The 15,897-nt window shown below is 72.3% G+C and carries 12 protein-coding genes; 10 read left to right on the top strand and 2 right to left on the bottom strand.

The genetic code is table 11. The features are described from left to right. Positions 1–30: 30 nt before the first annotated feature. The 6 genes from ACERZO_RS08185 to ACERZO_RS08210 all read left to right on the top strand — a co-directional run bounded on the left by ACERZO_RS08185 (position 31) and on the right by ACERZO_RS08210 (position 5,136). Positions 31–384, top strand: a complete 354-nt coding sequence (locus tag ACERZO_RS08185; protein WP_086677666.1) for a DUF3499 domain-containing protein — start codon at positions 31–33, stop codon at positions 382–384. Positions 385–464: 80 nt separating this feature from the next. Then, positions 465–1,820: a phosphomannomutase/phosphoglucomutase gene (locus ACERZO_RS08190; RefSeq protein ID WP_372663896.1), complete on the top strand. Its 1,356-nt coding sequence runs from the start codon at positions 465–467 to the stop codon at positions 1,818–1,820. 75 nt (positions 1,821–1,895) lie between these two features. After that, a complete protein-coding gene (locus ACERZO_RS08195) occupies positions 1,896–2,117 on the top strand; it encodes a Trm112 family protein (RefSeq protein WP_372663898.1) in 222 nt (73 codons plus the stop codon). Then, positions 2,101–3,195, top strand: coding sequence for a hypothetical protein (locus ACERZO_RS08200; RefSeq protein WP_372663900.1), 1,095 nt, complete (start codon positions 2,101–2,103; stop codon positions 3,193–3,195). The genes ACERZO_RS08195 and ACERZO_RS08200 overlap by 17 nt, the downstream gene beginning before the upstream one ends. 54 nt (positions 3,196–3,249) lie before the next feature. After that, complete coding sequence (gene manA / locus ACERZO_RS08205; protein ID WP_372664589.1) at positions 3,250–4,479, top strand: mannose-6-phosphate isomerase, class I; 1,230 nt, start codon at positions 3,250–3,252, stop codon at positions 4,477–4,479. A gap of 105 nt (positions 4,480–4,584) precedes the next feature. After that, the gene (locus ACERZO_RS08210; RefSeq protein WP_372663902.1) at positions 4,585–5,136 is read left to right on the top strand and encodes a hypothetical protein; all 552 of its coding nucleotides are present in this window, start codon (positions 4,585–4,587) and stop codon (positions 5,134–5,136) included. Between the two features lie 237 nt (positions 5,137–5,373). On the opposite strand, the gene ACERZO_RS08215 is transcribed toward ACERZO_RS08210, so the two are convergent. Continuing rightward, on the bottom strand, positions 5,374–8,304 hold the full coding sequence (locus tag ACERZO_RS08215) for an AfsR/SARP family transcriptional regulator (RefSeq protein ID WP_372663904.1): 2,931 nt from the start codon (positions 8,302–8,304) through the stop codon (positions 5,374–5,376). A 150-nt stretch (positions 8,305–8,454) separates the two neighbouring features. Here ACERZO_RS08215 and ACERZO_RS08220 point away from each other — a divergent pair, with 150 nt between their 5' ends. The 3 genes from ACERZO_RS08220 (at position 8,455) to ACERZO_RS08230 (ending at position 11,935) form a co-directional block, all read left to right on the top strand. Then, a complete protein-coding gene (locus tag ACERZO_RS08220; protein ID WP_372663906.1) occupies positions 8,455–9,372 on the top strand; it encodes a cation diffusion facilitator family transporter in 918 nt (305 codons plus the stop codon). 87 nt (positions 9,373–9,459) lie between these two features. Next, a complete protein-coding gene (locus ACERZO_RS08225; protein WP_372663908.1) occupies positions 9,460–10,986 on the top strand; it encodes an amino acid permease in 1,527 nt (508 codons plus the stop codon). A 256-nt stretch (positions 10,987–11,242) separates the two neighbouring features. Beyond that, positions 11,243–11,935 (top strand): LPXTG cell wall anchor domain-containing protein, encoded by a 693-nt coding sequence (locus ACERZO_RS08230; RefSeq protein WP_372663910.1) that lies wholly within the window; start codon positions 11,243–11,245, stop codon positions 11,933–11,935. 41 nt (positions 11,936–11,976) lie between these two features. Here the strand turns inward: ACERZO_RS08230 and ACERZO_RS08235 are convergent, their stop codons facing one another. Continuing rightward, entirely contained in the window at positions 11,977–14,235 is a 2,259-nt protein-coding gene (locus tag ACERZO_RS08235; RefSeq protein WP_372663912.1) for a hypothetical protein, read from the bottom strand. A gap of 93 nt (positions 14,236–14,328) precedes the next feature. On the opposite strand from ACERZO_RS08235, the gene ahcY reads away from it, so the two are divergent. Further along, positions 14,329–15,801, top strand: coding sequence for an adenosylhomocysteinase (gene ahcY, locus ACERZO_RS08240; RefSeq protein WP_372663914.1), 1,473 nt, complete (start codon positions 14,329–14,331; stop codon positions 15,799–15,801). The last annotated feature ends 96 nt before the right edge of the window (positions 15,802–15,897 follow it).

Genomic DNA, 15,897 nt, shown 5'->3' on the forward strand with positions numbered 1-15,897 from the left:
GCTTGCGGCGACGCGCTATCGTTTCGGATCGTGCGGAACGTACGGAAGTGTTCGCGTACCGGCTGCCTCGAGCCGGCTGTGGCCACGCTGACGTATGCCTACAGCGACTCCACCGCCGTCGTCGGCCCCCTGGCCACCGCTTCCGAGCCGCACTCCTACGACCTCTGCGAAGCCCACGCGCTCCGGCTGACCGTCCCCAAGGGCTGGGAAGTCGTCCGGCACGAAGGCGCCTTCGCGGCACCGGACCCGTCGGCCGACGAGCTGACGGCGCTGGCCGAGGCCGTGCGCGAGGCCGGCCGCCCCGGCAAACCGGCCCCCGCGCCCGAGCCGGAGGGCCCGTCCGGGCGCCGCGGCCACCTGCGGGTCCTCCCCGGTCGCGCCTGAACGCGTAACCCACCCACCCCGCCGGTAGGCTTTCCGCGCGGCGCAGCGGGCGCCGGGACGACTATTCGCGGGGAGACGGCGTGCCAGACCTTTCGGGCATCGTGAAGGCCTACGACATTCGCGGCGTGGTCGGCGAGCAGCTCGACGCGGACCTCGTCCGCGACTTCGGCGCCGCGTTCGCCCTGCTCATCAAGCCGGAAGCGCCGGCGGTGGTGATCGGGCACGACATGCGGGACTCGTCGCCGGGCTTGGCGGCGGCCTTCGCCGAGGGCGTCACCTCGCAGGGCCTCGACGTCGTGAGCATCGGGCTGGCCAGCACCGACCAGCTGTACTTCGCCTCCGGTTCGCTGAACCTGCCGGGCGCGATGTTCACCGCGAGCCACAACCCGGCCAAGTACAACGGCATCAAGATGTGCCGCGCGGGCGCGTCGCCGGTCGGCCAGGACACCGGGCTCGCCGAGATCCGCGACACCGTCGAGCAGGGCGTGCCCGGCTTCGAGGGCCAGCGCGGCACCGTGAGCGAGCGGGACGTCCTCGCCGACTACGCCGCCTACCTGCGCAACCTCGTCGACCTGTCGGGCAGCCGGCCGCTGAAGATCGTCGTCGACGCCGGCAACGGCATGGGCGGGCACACCGTCCCGACCGTCTTCGACGGCCTGCCGATCGAGGTCGTGCCGATGTACTTCGAGCTCGACGGCAGCTTCCCGAACCACGAGGCCAACCCGCTCGACCCGGCGAACATCGTCGACCTGCAGGCGAAGGTGCGCGAGGTCGGCGCGGACGCCGGTGTCGCCTTCGACGGCGACGCGGACCGCTGCTTCATCGTCGACGAGCGCGGCGAGCCGGTTTCGCCGAGCGCGATCACCGCGCTGGTCGCCGTCCGCGAGCTGGCGAAGGACCCGGGCGGCACGATCATCCACAACCTGATCACGTCCAAGGGCGTGCCGGAGATCGTCGCCGAGCACGGCGGCAAGCCGGTCCGCACCCGCGTCGGCCACTCGTTCATCAAGGCCGAGATGGCCCGCACCGGCGCGATCTTCGGCGGCGAGCACTCCGCGCACTACTACTTCCGCGACTTCTGGCGCGCCGACACCGGCATGCTGGCGGCGCTGCACGTCCTCGCCGCGCTCGGCGAGCAGACCGGCCCGCTGTCCGACCTGACCAGCGCGTACTCGCGCTACGCGGCCTCCGGTGAGATCAACTCCACGGTCGACGACCAGGTCGCGAAGATGATGGCCGTCAAGGACACCTTCGGCACCCGCTCCGGCGTCGAGCTCGACGAGCTGGACGGCCTGACCGTGCAGCTGCCGGGCGGCGCCTGGTTCAACCTGCGCCCGTCGAACACCGAACCGCTGCTCCGGCTGAACGTCGAGGCCGCGAACGCCGAGGCCGTGCAGGGGCTGGTGGACGAGGTACTCGCGATCATCCGCAACTGACCGTCCCCGGTGAAGGGCGCAACCGTGTCCGGAAGGTGCCCTTCACCACACCCCTCTGCGTGGTATGGAGGAACCATGGCCATCACGCTCGACGCCCAGCTCCTCGAGATCCTGGCGTGCCCGTCGCCCGATCACGCCCCGCTGCGCCCAGGGGCGCCGGGCGACCCCGAGGCCGACGCGCTGACGTGCACCGAGTGCGGCCGGGTCTACCCGGTCCGCGACGGGATCCCGGTGCTGCTCCTCGACGAAGCGACGGGTCCCGCCGACAACGGAAAATCCGATGCCGACAGTGCTTGACGACACCCTGCTGGACGACCCCGCGCGGCTGGCCGAGGCCGACAGCGCGGGGCTGCTCCGGGCCGCCGCGATGGCGGGCGCCCAGGTGCGCGCGACCGCCGAACTGGCCGCCGAGCTGGAGCTGTCCGAGCGGCTCGACATGGGCCGGCCGCGCGCCGTCGTGCTGATCGACCGGCCGGGCGTGAGCCGGACGCTCACCCGGCTGCTCGCGGCGCTGCTGACGCCGTCGTGCCCGGTGCCGGTCGTCGTCGCCGAGGTGGTGCCGAGCTGGATCGGCGCGCTCGACGTCGTCTTCGCGCACACCGACGACCCCGGCGACCGCGAGCTGGCCGCGTCGCTGGAGCGCGCCGCCCGCTACGGCGCCTCGGTGGTGCTCTCGGCGCCGGCGGAAGGTCCGGTGGCGGCCGCCGTCGCGGGCAAGGGTGTGCTGCTCGCGCCGCGGATCCCGGTGCCGCCGGAGCTGGCGTTCCCGCGCGGCCTGGCCGCCGGGCTGCTCACCGCGAACGCGCTGGGCCTGCTGATCTCCGACGTCCAGGTGCTGGCCGACCAGCTCGACCTGGAAGCCGAGAAGGACTACCTGGCCCGCGAGTCGTTCGCGAACCCGGCCAAAGCGCTCGCGCTGCGGGTCGCCGACCGCGTGCCGCTGCTGTGGGGGCTGGACCCGGTCGCCGTCGCCGTCGGCGAGCACGCTGCGCACGCGTTCGCCGCCCATGCGGCTACGGTGTGCGACGTCGAGGACTATCGTCAGGCTCTTGCGCGTCCCGCATTGCGGCGGGCTGCGCAATCGAGTGGCGCGGAGCGTGACATCTTCGCCGATCCGGACGATCCATCAGGTGACATCCCCACCCGGGTGCTGCTCCTCTCGGTGCGGACCGGTCCGGCCACGGACGCGGCGCGCTACCAAGCCGAGGATCTGCTGCCGGGCGCGGACGTCATCGCCCCGGCCGAGGAGATCGAGGCCGACGAAATCGTGCGGGCCGCGGTGCTGGCGCTGCGGTTCGAACTGGCGGCGGTCTATCTCGGGCTGGCGGCGGGCAGCATCGGCGGCGCGGGCCGCTTCGCCCCCGCGACGGCGTGAGACCCGCCGAGCACCGGCCCCGGCCGGCGCCGAAGGAGTGGAGTTGAGGTGACAGTGGAGCTGCTGCGCAACGCGGTGCGGCCCTACGCCTGGGGATCGCGGACGGCGATCCCCGAGCTGCTGGGCCGTCCGGTACCCGCGCCGCACCCCGAGGCCGAGCTGTGGATGGGTGCCCACCCGGGCGACCCGTCGCATGTCATCGGCCCCGACGGGACCGAGCGGAGCCTGCTCGAGCTGGTCGACGCCGACCCGCTCGGCCAGCTGGGTGAACGCTGCGCGAAGCGGTGGGGCGGGCGGCTGCCGTTCCTGCTGAAGATCCTCGCGGCCGAGGAGCCGCTGTCGATGCAGGCGCACCCGTCGGCGGCCCAGGCCGCGGAGGGGCACGCCCGCGAGGAGAAGCTGGGCATCCCGCGCGACGCGTCGAACCGCAACTACCCGGACCCGACGGCGAAGCCGGAGCTGGTCTGCGCGCTGACGGAGTTCCACGCGCTGGCCGGGTTCCGCGAGCCCAACCGCACGGTGAAGCTGCTGAAGGCGATCGAGACGCCCGGGCTGGCGAAGTACACGGGCCTGCTCGAGGCGCAGCCGGACCCTTCGGGACTGCGGGCGCTGTTCACGACGTGGATCACACTGCCGCAGCCGTCGCTGGACTCGCTGCTGCCGGAGGTGCTCGACGCGTGCGTCCGGCACGTCCAGGAGCACGGTGAGTTCGCGGTCGAGTGCCGGACGATCCTGGAGCTCGGCGAGGCGCACCCGCGCGACGCGGGCGTGCTGGCGGCGTTGCTGCTGAACCGGCTGACGCTGCGCGCGGGCGAGGCGATCTACCTGCCGGCCGGCAACCTGCACCTCTACCTGCACGGCACGGCCGTGGAGATCCTGGCGAACTCGGACAACATCCTGCGGTGCGGGCTGACGCCGAAGCACGTGGACGTGCCGGAGCTGCTGCGCGTGGTCGACTTCGCGTGCGGCGAGATGCCGGTCCAGTGCGGTGACAGCGGCGACCGCCTGTCGGTGTACCGGACGGACGCGCCGGAGTTCGAGCTTTCGCGCGTCGAGTGGACGCCGGGCCAGGACGACGAGATCTCGGTCGACAGCGCGGGCCCGCAGATCCTGCTGTGCACGGCGGGCGACCTGCTGGTGACGGCCGACGACGGCGAGAAGGTCGAGCTGCGGCGGGGTCAGTCGGTGTGGCTGCCGGCGGCGGACCCGCCCGTCCGCGTCCGCCCGCTGGGCGGCGAGCGGGCGCAGCTGTTCCGGGCGACGGCGGGAACCTGCGAGGACTGACTTCCGCGCGGTTCTGTGTGCGTTCCGTGTGGTGCTCTTCTCCACTATCGCTCGTAGGGGTGGTTGTTACGCCCCAACGCGTCGATTTTCGAGGAGAACGAGCTTGTGACTTCCTATCCCGATGCCGCGACCGGGCTTCCCCAGCCCGCCCCGGTCGCGGCACCGACCCGGCCCGGAGCGCTGCTGGCGCTGGTGGGGGTGGCCGTGCTGTCCGCGCTGGCGGCGATCGTCGACGGGGTCCTGTACTTCGTGGGCGGCCGCGACCTGGCGCTGGACGTCTCGGCGCAGACGATCGCGTCGATCACGGGAGCATCGGCGGACTCGGTGAAGGCCGACGGCGGCGCCCTCCTGCAGGCGGCCGCGGACGAGGTGCAGAGCACCCTCCAGGTCCGCGGCGCGCTGGCGATCTTCTTCGGCGTGGTGCTGCTGGTGTGGGGTCTGCTGGCGCTGCGCGGAGCGGCGTGGGTGCGGGTGCTGCTGACGCTGGCGGCACTGGCCAACGCGGGCGTGGCGCTGCGGTTGGCAACGGACATCGAGGGCGGAACGGCGGCAATCCGCGCAGTGGCGTGGCTGGTGCTGGCGACGGGGTTGCTGGCCGTGGTGCTGTCGTGGCTGCCGGCGGTCAACAGGTACGCGAAGGCCCGCAAGGGTCTCTAGCCCCCTGGGGGTGACGCCGGTCGCGGGGCCCGGCGTCCGTGGGCTTGGGGTGGTGCCGCGAGGGGGCGGCACCACCCCGTTTCGGCAGGGGATCGGCGCACGGCCGGGGAGGGCCGGCGCCGATCCGCTCGGGTTCGGGCCGTCGGGAGAGAGGTTCGGTGAGGGTGAGGGGCACTCACCGAGCGCCGCGACCGAGTCCGGTTACCGCGCGGGCCGCGCCGCTGGAGCGCACTGTCCTCAAGCAGGCTCGGTCAACGCCACCAACGCCCGCCTCACCACCGCCGCACTCGCGTCTCGCGGGTCCGCCAGCTCCTCCGCCTCCGCGGTCGCCTCCACCGCCCCGGCCGCGTCACCCACCGCTTCGCACGCCCGGGCCAGGACCAGCCAAGTCAACCCCGTCGCCGATCGGCCGCCCATCGAGCGGAACTCCGCCAGGCACTCCCGCAACACCGGGATCGCCTCCGCCGCGCGCCCGTCGCCGATCCAGCTCGCCGCGATCGCCCGGGTGCACGACAACTCCCTGGGCCGCTCGTCGAGGTCGCGCGCCAGCGCCCGGGCCTCCTCGAACGCCGCCGTCGCTCGGGCGCGGGCTCCCGTTGCCGCCGAGATCGCTCCCAACGTCCGCAACGACTTCGCCAACGCCGACCGCGCCACCGTTGCGCGCAGCAGCTCCACCGACTCCGCGATCGCCGACGCCGCCTCCACGTCCGAGCCCGTCAGCAGCGACGACCACGCGAACCCGTGCAACGCCATGCCGATCCGGCGCGGGTCGTCCGTCGCGCGGGCCGCCGCCAAGGCCAGCTCGTCCACCTCGTGCGCGTCCGCCACCCGGCCCAGCCGCAGCAGCGCCGCCGATTCCGCCGCGCGGACCAGGTGCGCCTCCTGCTGACCGTCCACAGTGAACAGTTCGCGGGCCTCGGCCGCCGCCTGCAACGCCTCTTCGGCGCGGCCCAGCCCGATCAAGCAGTGCGCCAGGTTCGCCGACACCCACGCGTGCGTACGCCGGTCGCCGCTCGCCTCGAGCTCCTTCGCGCACGACCGGTACGCCGACGCCGCCTCCAGGTACTGCCCGCGCGCGTGCCGCAGCAGGGCCAGGTTCGCCTCCGCGAGCACGGCCGTCGCGCGGTCGTCCGCAGCCGACAGCACCGTCTCGTACGCCGCGCGCATGTCCGCGTAGTGCCCGTGCAGGTACAAGTACACGCTCAGCTTGTCCAGCAGCAGCAACGCTTCCCGCGCACCCAGCGAGCCGATCAGCCGCATCAGGTTCGCGCGCTCGGCCGCGAACCAGTCCTCCGGACGCTCCAGCAGCCGCGACACCAACGCGTCCGGCAACGGCTGCGGCAACGGCGAGTGCGCCACCGCCGGCATCGGCACCGTGCGCGGCAGGCGGGCCGCGGCTGCGTCGGCGAGTGCGAGGGTCGCCGCCAGCACCGTCGAAGAGCCGCCTTCGACAGGCGGCCCCTCCGCCGCGTACAGCCGGACGAGGTCGTGCATCCGATACCGGCCCTCGCCGGTCGCGTCCGGTTCGCGCGCCTCCAGCAAGCTCGCTTCGACGAGCTCCTCGACCGCTTCGTCGGCGTCCGGGGTGCCGATGAGCGTCGTGACCGCCCACGCCGGCAGGTCGACCAGCCGGCACCGCCCCAGCAGCCGGAACGCGCGCCGCGCCGGGGGCCGCAGCCCTTCGTGGCTCAGCGCGATGCTGCCCCGGACGGCCAGGTCGCTCACGGTCAGCTCGTCGAGGCGGCGGACCTCGTCCTCCAGCCGGTCGGCCAGCTCGCCCAGCCGCAGGTGCGGGCGGATGGCCAGCCGGCTGCCCGCGATCCGCAGCGCCAGCGGCAGCCGCGCGCACGCCGCGATGATCCGGCCCGCGTCCGCGCGCTCGCGGGTCACGCGCGCGCCGGCGAGGCGGTTCAGCAGCTCGGCCGCTTCGGCGTCGGACAGCGGGCCGAGCGCCAGCCGGTGCGCGCCCGCCAGCCCGCTCAGCCGCTGCCTGCTGGTCACCAGCACCGCGCAGCCCGGCGTGCCCGGCAGCAGGGCGCGGACGTGCTCGGGGTCGCCGGCGTCGTCGAGGACCACCAGCACCCGCCGGTCGGCCAGCCTGCCGCGGAACACCGCCGCCCGGGCGCGGACGTCGTCCGGCACCGCCGGGCCGGGGACGCCGAGCGCGCGCAGCAGGTCGGCCAGCACCTCGCCGATGTCGCGCCCGCTCAGCGGCACGTACAGCTGGCCGTCCGGGAACCGCGCCCGCATGCCGTGCGCGGCGCGGACGGCCAGGGTGCTCTTGCCCGCGCCCGGTTCGCCGCTCAGCACGGCGACCGGGACGCCGGTGCCGCGGCCCAGCACGCCGGTCAGCTCGGCCAGTTCGGCGTCGCGGCCGGTGAAGTCCGCGATGTCCGGCGGCAGCTGGCACACCGGCCAGACCGGCGGCGGCATCCGCGGCACCGGGTCCTCGCCGCGCAGGACGGCGGCGTGCACCCGGCGGGCTTCGGCGCCCGGTTCGACGCCCAGCTCCTCGATCAACGTCGTCCGCAGCCGCCGGTAGATCTCCAGCGAGTCGCCCTGCCGCCCGGCCCGGTGCAGGGCGATCATCAGCTGCGCGGCCAGCCGTTCGCGCAGCGGGTGCTCGGTGATCATGGCCTGCAGCTCGCCGGTCAGCTCGCCGTGGCGCCCCGCGGTGAGCTCGGCGTCGACGCAGTCCTCGAACACGGCGAGCCGTTCGGACTCCAGCCGCGCGACGTCGGCGTCGAGCCGCGGGACGTGCAGCCCGGCCAGCACCGGCCCCCGCCACTGCGCCAGCGCCCGCCGGTAGTGCCGCGACGCGGCGACGGCGTCCCCCGCCCGCTGCCCGTCCGCGACGGCCGCCCGGAAGACGAGCAGGTCGAGCTCGTCCGGTTCGACGCGCAGCCGGTAGCCCGGCGGCCCGTGGTCGACGCGCAGGCCGTCGATCCGCTCGCGCAGCCGCGAGAGGTAGGTGTGCAGGTTCGACGCGTAGGACTTCGGCGGCCGCTCCGGCCACAGTGCTTCGACGAGCACGTCGACGTGGACGTGCTGGTTGGCGTTGAGCAGCAGCACGGCCAGCAGCGTGCGCTGCCGGTCGCCGCGCAGCGTGATCCAGTGCCCCGGCGGCCCCTCGACGGCGAGCGGCCCGAGCACACCGAAGTGAGCCATGTCCACCTTCCCCAGTGCCGGAGCGGCCACCGTAGCGAAGGGGTCCGACAGAAACCGCGGGTTCGCCCGTAACCCCGGGCGGGCACGGCCGCGACGGCGGCGCCCTATTAGGCTCCACCCGGACATACAGGACCTACCAGGGGAGCGGTCGTGTCAGCTGGAGGCGGAACCAAGGCGATCATCGCCGCGCTCGGGGCGAACGCCGGGATCGCGGCCGCGAAGTTCGTCGGCTTCCTCGTCACCGGGTCGTCGTCGATGCTCGCGGAGTCCGTGCACTCGCTGGCCGACACCACGAACCAGGGCCTGCTGCTGCTCGGCCAGAAGACCTCGAAGCGCGCGGCCGACAAGGAACACCCCTTCGGCTACGGCCGCGACCGGTACTTCTACTCCTTCATCGTCGCGCTGATGCTCTTCAGCCTCGGGTCCGCCTTCGCGATCTACGAAGGCGTCCACAAGGTCGGCCACCCGGAGCCGCTCGAGTCGCCGATCGTCGCCGTGATCATCCTCCTCGTCGCCGTCGGCCTCGAGGGCTACAGCTTCTACACCGCCATCGGCGAGTCGAAGAAGATCAAGGGCGACGCCAGCTGGTGGGGCTTCATCCGCCAGGCCAAGGAGCCCGAGCTCCCCGTCGTCCTCCTGGAGGACGCCGGTGCGCTGCTCGGCTTGGTCCTGGCGCTGTTCGGCGTCGGGTTGTCCGTCCTCACCGGCAACCCGGTCTGGGACGGCGTCGGCACCCTCGCCATCGGCGCGCTGCTCGGTGTCATCGCGATCATCCTCATCATCGAGATGAAGAGCCTGCTCATCGGCGAAGGCGCCAACGAGCCGATGCTCGCGACGATCGTCGACGAACTGGCCGCGGGCAAGGTCGAGCGGGTCATCCACATCCGCACCCAGTACCTGGGCCCGGACGAGCTGCTCGTCGCGGCGAAGCTCGCGATGGTGCCCGGCCTCGACACCGCCGAGCTGGCCACGGCCATCGACGACGCCGAAGCGCGCGTCCGCGCCAAGGTGCCCGTCGCGAAGCTGATCTACCTCGAACCGGACCTCGACCGCAGCCTCGCCAAGTAGGTCTCCTCGCTCGGCGAGCCGTCACGCGTCTGACCCGATAGGGTGACCTACCGCGATACATGCAGGCCAGCCGCAGGGAGGTCAACGGTGCCCGGAACGGGATTGTGGCGCACTAAATCCATCGAGCAGTCCATTTCGGACACCGACGAGCCGGATACCAAGCTCCGGCGGAACCTGAGCGCGTGGGACCTCACGGTGTTCGGCGTCGCGGTCGTCATCGGCGCCGGCATCTTCACGCTCACCGCGCGCACGGCCGGTGACTACGCCGGCCCGTCGGTCTCGCTGGCCTTCGTCTTCGCCGCGATCGCCTGCGCGCTGGCGGCGCTGTGCTACGCGGAATTCGCGTCGACCGTGCCCGTCGCGGGCAGCGCGTACACGTTCTCCTACGCCACTTTCGGCGAGTTCATGGCGTGGATCATCGGCTGGGACCTGATCCTCGAGCTCGCCGTCGGCGCGGCCGCGGTGTCGAAGGGCTGGTCGGTCTACCTCGAGACGGTGCTCGGCTACCTCTTCGGCAAGGGCACCAAGACGACGTTCGACATCGGCAGCGTGACCGTCGACTGGGGCGCGCTGCTCGTGGTGGCGGTCCTGACGACGCTGCTGGCCGTCGGCACGAAGCTGTCTTCGCGGGTCTCGATGGTGATCACCGGCATCAAGGTCGCCGTGGTGCTGTTCGTGATCATCCTCGGCATCTTCTACATCAAGGGCGCCAACTACTCGCCGTACATCCCGCCGGGCTCGACCGGCGGTTCGGGCGAGACCGGCGTCGACCAGTCGCTGTTCTCGCTGATCGCGGGCGGGGCGAGCAGCTCGTTCGGCGTCTTCGGCCTGCTGGCCGGCGCGTCGCTGGTGTTCTTCGCCTTCATCGGGTTCGACATCGTCGCGACCACGGCCGAGGAGACGAAGAACCCGCAGAAAGCCGTCCCGCGCGGGATCATGGGCTCGCTGGCGATCGTCACCGTGCTGTACGTCGCGGTGTCGCTGGTGGTCGTCGGCATGACGTCGTACAAGGACCTCGCCACCTCCGCGGGCGACGGCAGCCACAAGACGCTCGCCACGGCGTTCGCCGCGAACGGCGTCGACTGGGCGGCCAACATCATCTCCTTCGGCGCGCTGGCCGGCCTCACGACGGTCGTCATGGTGCTGATGCTCGGCCAGGTCCGGATCATCTACGCGATGTCGCGCGACGGCCTGATGCCGCGCGGCCTGGCCAAGACGGGCGAGCACGGCACGCCGAAGCGCGCGACGCTGATCGTCGGCGGCCTGGTCGCGCTCGCGGCCGGCTTCTTCCCGGCGGACAAGCTCGAAGAAATGGTCAACGTCGGGACGCTGTTCGCCTTCGTGCTGGTGTCGGCGGGCGTGCTGGTCCTGCGCCGGACGCGGCCCGACCTGCCCCGCGCGTTCAAGGTGCCGCTGGTGCCGCTGATCCCGATCCTGGCGATCCTCGCGTGCCTGTGGCTGATGCTGAACCTGACCGTCCTGACCTGGCTGCGGTTCGTCGCCTGGATGGTCGTCGGCGTGCTGATCTACTTCGCCTACAGCCGGCGGCACTCGCTGCTCGGCAAGCGGCAGGCCGAAGGTCTCGAGGAGCCCGTCAAGGCACCCGAGGCGTAGCACTTCACTCGTTCGTGAAGCCCCGCCGATCCGCGTCCGCGCAGGTCGGCGGGGCTTTTTCGCGGGATTTCACATCGGGCGATCTTGCTGTTCGTGCCTATAAGGGGACCCGGTGTAGCGAGGCGAGTGACGTGCGATACCTTTCGATCCTTCGCGCACCACTGACGGGTGAATTACAGCAGCGTGATTCACACGCTCGGTGGCTTCGCGACCCCAGATTTCGCAAGTTCTCTTCCCGCCGGTACAGGAGTTCTGAATGCGCAGACGTACCTTCCGCGGCGCCGTCGCGATCATGGCGCTGACCACCGCTGCCCTCATCGGCACCGCCGGCTCCGCGCTGGCGTGCGTCCCGGGTGACGACCGTGCCGAAGGCACCGTCGGCAACGCCACGAAGTGCTCCGACATCGGTCTGGGCAAGGCCATCGACGTGAGCGACCTGCTCAAGGTCACCGGTGGCACGCAGAAGGACCAGTACCTGACGGTCGACAGCGTCCCCAAGGGTGTCACGGTCGCCGCGATCGTGGTCAAGGGCGGCAACGAGTACAACACCTACCGCCCGGGCAAGAAGGGCCTCTCCGCCACGCCGCCGTGGGAGAAGCTGCACGCGCCGATGGTCGGCAAGAACTTCCAGAACGTCCCGACCATCAGCCACTGGTTCGCCTGCGGCACCAAGACGGAGACCCCGCCGGAGTCGACCGTCACGACGAAGCCGACCAAGCCGACCGAGACCACGAAGCCGAGCGCTCCGGCCTCCTCGGAGACCACGGTCGCGCCGACCAGCACCACGGGTGCGGCCGTCGTGCCGGCGGGCAACGAGTCCGGTACCGGCGGTGGCCTGGCCAACACCGGTTTCGACAACATGTGGCTCGTCTGGATCGCGGCCCTGCTGATCCTCGGCGGCGGCGGCCTGCTCGCGCTGCTGAAGTTCCGTCGCAAGGCTTCCGAGTGACGTTCTGACCGGTGAAGGCCCCTCGCTCCGGCGAGGGGCCTTCACTGTTTCGAGGGGAAGTCCCCGAAGAGCAGGCCCTGCTCACCGCCGGACGGCTTGCCGAGCCCGGCCGCCATCGCGACGGCGTGGTCCCACTCCGCGTCGACCACGTAGTCCTGGTGCTTGAGCACGCCCGGCGCCCAGCGGTGCCGGCCGGTCGGGCCGCGCAGCGGGTCCGGCAGCCAGTGGTCGCCGCCGAGGATGAGGACGCCGTTCCCGTCGGCCCGTGCCTTCAACGGCCCGGAGCCGCCCTCGGGCTGGAACCCGACGCCGAAGAGCTGCCGGTCGGAGACCTCGTGGCGCCACGTCGTCACGCCGCCGCCGAAGATGTCGGTGCCGCGGCAGAGGGCGCGCCACCGGCCGTCGAGGTCGGCGAAGAGCGTTTCGAGCGCTTCCTGGGGGAGCAACGCCGGGAAAGCGCGCTGGTAGCCCCACTGCAGGGGTGAGCCCGCGGTGAGCACGCCGACGCGTTCGAGATCGGCTTCCGGCAGCTCGGCCGCGAGCCGCGCGGCGGCCATGACCGTCAGCAGGCTGCCGAGGTTGTAGCCCGACAGCACCACCCGCGTCCCCGGCTCGGCGAGGTGCTCGCGCGCCCGCGCCGCCAGCTCCGGGACGACCTTCAGCGCGTAGCAGGGCGGCACGGTCGGGTGCGCGGCCCGCGGCCAGAAGCAGACGAGGTCGGCGAGCGCGCCGAGGTGCCGGCTGCGCTGCGGCGTCCGCGCGGCCGTGTAGACGACGCGCAGCAGGCCCGCGGCCAGCGCGCCGAGCGCGACCACACCGATCGCGGACAGCGGCCCGAACCAGCCGGGGACCAGCCCGAACCCGAACCGCAGCACCAGCAGCGCGGCACCGCCCGCGGACATCGCGCTCGCGACCGTCAGCGCCAGGTGGTGCAGGTGCCGCCGTTCCCACGCCGAGCGCGCCCACGCCGCCGCGGCCTGGGCTTCCTGCCGCTCGTCGTGCTCCATCAGCGTGACGATCTCCGGGACGCCCCGCCGCAGCCGCCGCAGCGGGACGGCGACCGCGAAGCCCAGCACGCCGAGCACCGCGGCCAGCGCCAGCCCGGCGCCCCACAGGACCGTGACCAGCAAATAGGTGTCGGGCACGCGCAGGAGTTCCGCCCCGGAAAGCCGCCGGACGGCTTCGGCGAGGCCGGCGCCGAACCCGCCGCCGAGCAGCCCGGCCAGCGCGAGCACCGGCGCGGCCGCCCAGCCGCCGAGCCACGGCCGCAGCCGGCGCGGCTTGTGCTCCCAGCCGGGCCGGGCCAGCAGCGCGGCCGGGAGCAGGAACAGCGCGAACAGGACCGTGACGGCGACCAGGGCCGCGCCGAGCCCTTCGACGACGCCGTTGGTGCCCGGCAGCGGGCCGGCACCGGGCCGCAGCCGGACCGCGGCCAGGACGACGAGCACCACGGCCAGCCCGATCACGCCGGGCCGGGCGAACCGCCCGGTGTCGACGCCGATCGCGGCGGCGACGACCGTCGCGACGACCAGCGCCAGCGTCACGATCCAGACCACCAGGTCGAAGCCGTTCACCGGCGCCCGGAACGGCCCGCCGAGCAGCAGCAGGGCGACCGAGGCCAGCGCCGCGACGGTGTGCAGGCAGCGCAGCGCCGGCGTCTCCGGGTCGGCGCGCATCCGCAGCGGCCCCGCGGTCAGGTCGCCGTCGGCGTGCACCGCCCAGGTCGCGCTGGAGATCCGGTGCAGGACGAAGATCACGAGCAGCAGGGGCAGCACGCCGACCGCGATCCGCGCGGGCACCGAGCGGAGGACGTCCGGGATCGCCGGCAGGCAGCCCGACCCGGGCGCGAGGCACTGCGCGGCGAACAGGTCGAGCGCGATCGTCGCGAGCTGGCCCATCAGCAGCATGGTCAGCAGCAGGGCGCTCACGCGCAGCAGGCCGCGGCACACGGCGCCGAGCACGTGCGCGAGGCGTCGTCCCGGCGGGGCCGGCGGCAGCATCCAGAACGCGACGTTGGCCAGCGAGAAGGGGAACAGCAGCGCCCAGGTCGCCTTCGCGGCGCCCCCGGACGTCATGCCGCTCCAGAGGTAGCCTTCGAGGGTCCGCGGGATCGACCGGCCCAGCGCCGGCAGCACGGGCCCGGGCGCCGGGCGGCGCAGCCGGTCCGCCGGGCGGATCACGCGGCCCAGCCCGTCGCCGGCGACGTCGACGGTGGAAACGGCGTCGAGCAGCGTCTCCCCGCTGGTGCCGACCAGGCCGGCGACGCGGATTTCGACGACGCGGGTGTCCGGGCCGGGCATGGGCACGGTAAAGGCCTCCTACGTGATCCTAGGGAAGGTCGAGCGGACAACGGTAGTGTTCGGACGTCATCGAGTCTTGGAGGAATCGCCACTATGACCCCCGAAAGCGTTGCCAAGCGGCACCAGACCCGCAACGGCATCGAGTTCGCCGTCGCCGACCTCGAGGCCGCCGAGTTCGGCCGCAAGGAGATCCGCCTCGCCGAGCACGAGATGCCCGGACTGATGGCGCTGCGGCGCGAATACGCGGAGGTCTACCCCCTGCGCGGCGCGCGGGTCTCCGGCTCGCTGCACATGACCGTGCAGACGGCGGTCCTGATCGAGACGCTGGTCGCGCTGGGTGCCGAGGTGCGCTGGGCGTCCTGCAACATCTTCTCGACGCAGGACCACGCGGCGGCCGCGGTCGTCGTCGGCCCGCACGGCACCGTCGAGGAGCCCAAGGGCGTCCCGGTGTTCGCGTGGAAGGGCGAGTCGCTCGAGGAGTACTGGTGGTGCACCGAGCGGATGCTCACTTGGGACGGTGAGGGCCCGAACATGATCCTCGACGACGGCGGCGACGCCACCATGCTGGTCCACAAGGGCACCGAGTTCGAGAAGTCGGGCGTCGTGCCGACCCCGGACGAGAACACCTCGGACGAGTTCAAGGTGTTCCTCGAGCTGCTGCGCGACTCGGTGGCGGCCGACACGGGCAAGTGGACGAAGATCGGCGAGGGCATCCGCGGCGTCACCGAGGAGACGACCACCGGCGTCCTGCGGCTGTACCAGCTGGCGGCGGCCGGCGAGCTGCTGTTCCCGGCGATCAACGTCAACGACGCGGTGACGAAGTCGAAGTTCGACAACCGCTACGGCATCCGCCACTCCCTGATCGACGGCATCAACCGCGGCACCGACGTCCTGATCGGCGGCAAGGTAGCGGTGGTCTGCGGTTACGGCGACGTGGGCAAGGGCGCGGCGGAGTCCCTGCGCGGCCAGGGCGCGCGCGTGATCGTGACGGAGATCGACCCGATCTGCGCGCTGCAGGCGGCGATGGACGGCTACCAGGTCCGCACGCTGGAGAACGCGCTGCCGGAGGCCGACATCGTCATCACGACGACCGGCAACAAGGACGTCGTGCTGGTCGAGCACATGGCGAAGATGAAGCACCAGGCGATCCTGGGCAACATCGGCCACTTCGACAACGAGCTCGACATGGCGGGGCTCGCCCGTTACCCGGGCATCCGCCGCATCAACATCAAGCCCCAGGTCGACGAGTGGATCTTCCCGAACGGCAACACGATCATCGTGCTGTCGGAGGGCCGGCTGCTCAACCTGGGCAACGCGACCGGGCACCCGTCGTTCGTGATGTCGAACAGCTTCTCCAACCAGGTGATCGCGCAGATCGAGCTGTTCACCAAGCACGAGGAGTACGACAAGGAGGTCTTCCGGCTGCCCAAGAAGCTGGACGAGAAGGTCGCGAAGATCCACCTCCAGGCCCTCGGCGGTGAGCTGACGAAGCTGACCAAGGAGCAGGCCGAGTACATCGATGTGGATGTCGAAGGGCCGTTCAAGCCGGAGCACTACCGGTACTGAGGTTTTCGCTGGTCAGGGCCGCCCCGAAAGTGTTCGGGGCGGCCCTTTGTTCTGCGCTCTGAACAGTGATAGCACGATCGGGTGACGTGTTATCAT

The organism is Amycolatopsis kentuckyensis, from assembly GCF_041679295.1.
In the GTDB taxonomy this organism is placed as follows: Bacteria; Actinomycetota; Actinomycetes; order Mycobacteriales; family Pseudonocardiaceae; genus Amycolatopsis; species Amycolatopsis kentuckyensis_A.

Bases quoted from the DNA above. Each gene is read 5' to 3' on its own strand.
- ACERZO_RS08215 (WP_372663904.1), bottom strand. From the start codon at position 8,304: ATGGCTCACTTCGGTGTGCTCGGGCCGCTCGCCGTCGAGGGGCCGCCG.
- ahcY (WP_372663914.1), top strand. From the start codon at position 14,329: ATGACCCCCGAAAGCGTTGCCAAGCGGCACCAGACCCGCAACGGCATC.
- ACERZO_RS08200 (WP_372663900.1), top strand. From the start codon at position 2,101: ATGCCGACAGTGCTTGACGACACCCTGCTGGACGACCCCGCGCGGCTG.
- ACERZO_RS08230 (WP_372663910.1), top strand. From the start codon at position 11,243: ATGCGCAGACGTACCTTCCGCGGCGCCGTCGCGATCATGGCGCTGACC.
- ACERZO_RS08195 (WP_372663898.1), top strand. From the start codon at position 1,896: ATGGCCATCACGCTCGACGCCCAGCTCCTCGAGATCCTGGCGTGCCCG.
- ACERZO_RS08235 (WP_372663912.1), bottom strand. From the start codon at position 14,235: ATGCCCGGCCCGGACACCCGCGTCGTCGAAATCCGCGTCGCCGGCCTG.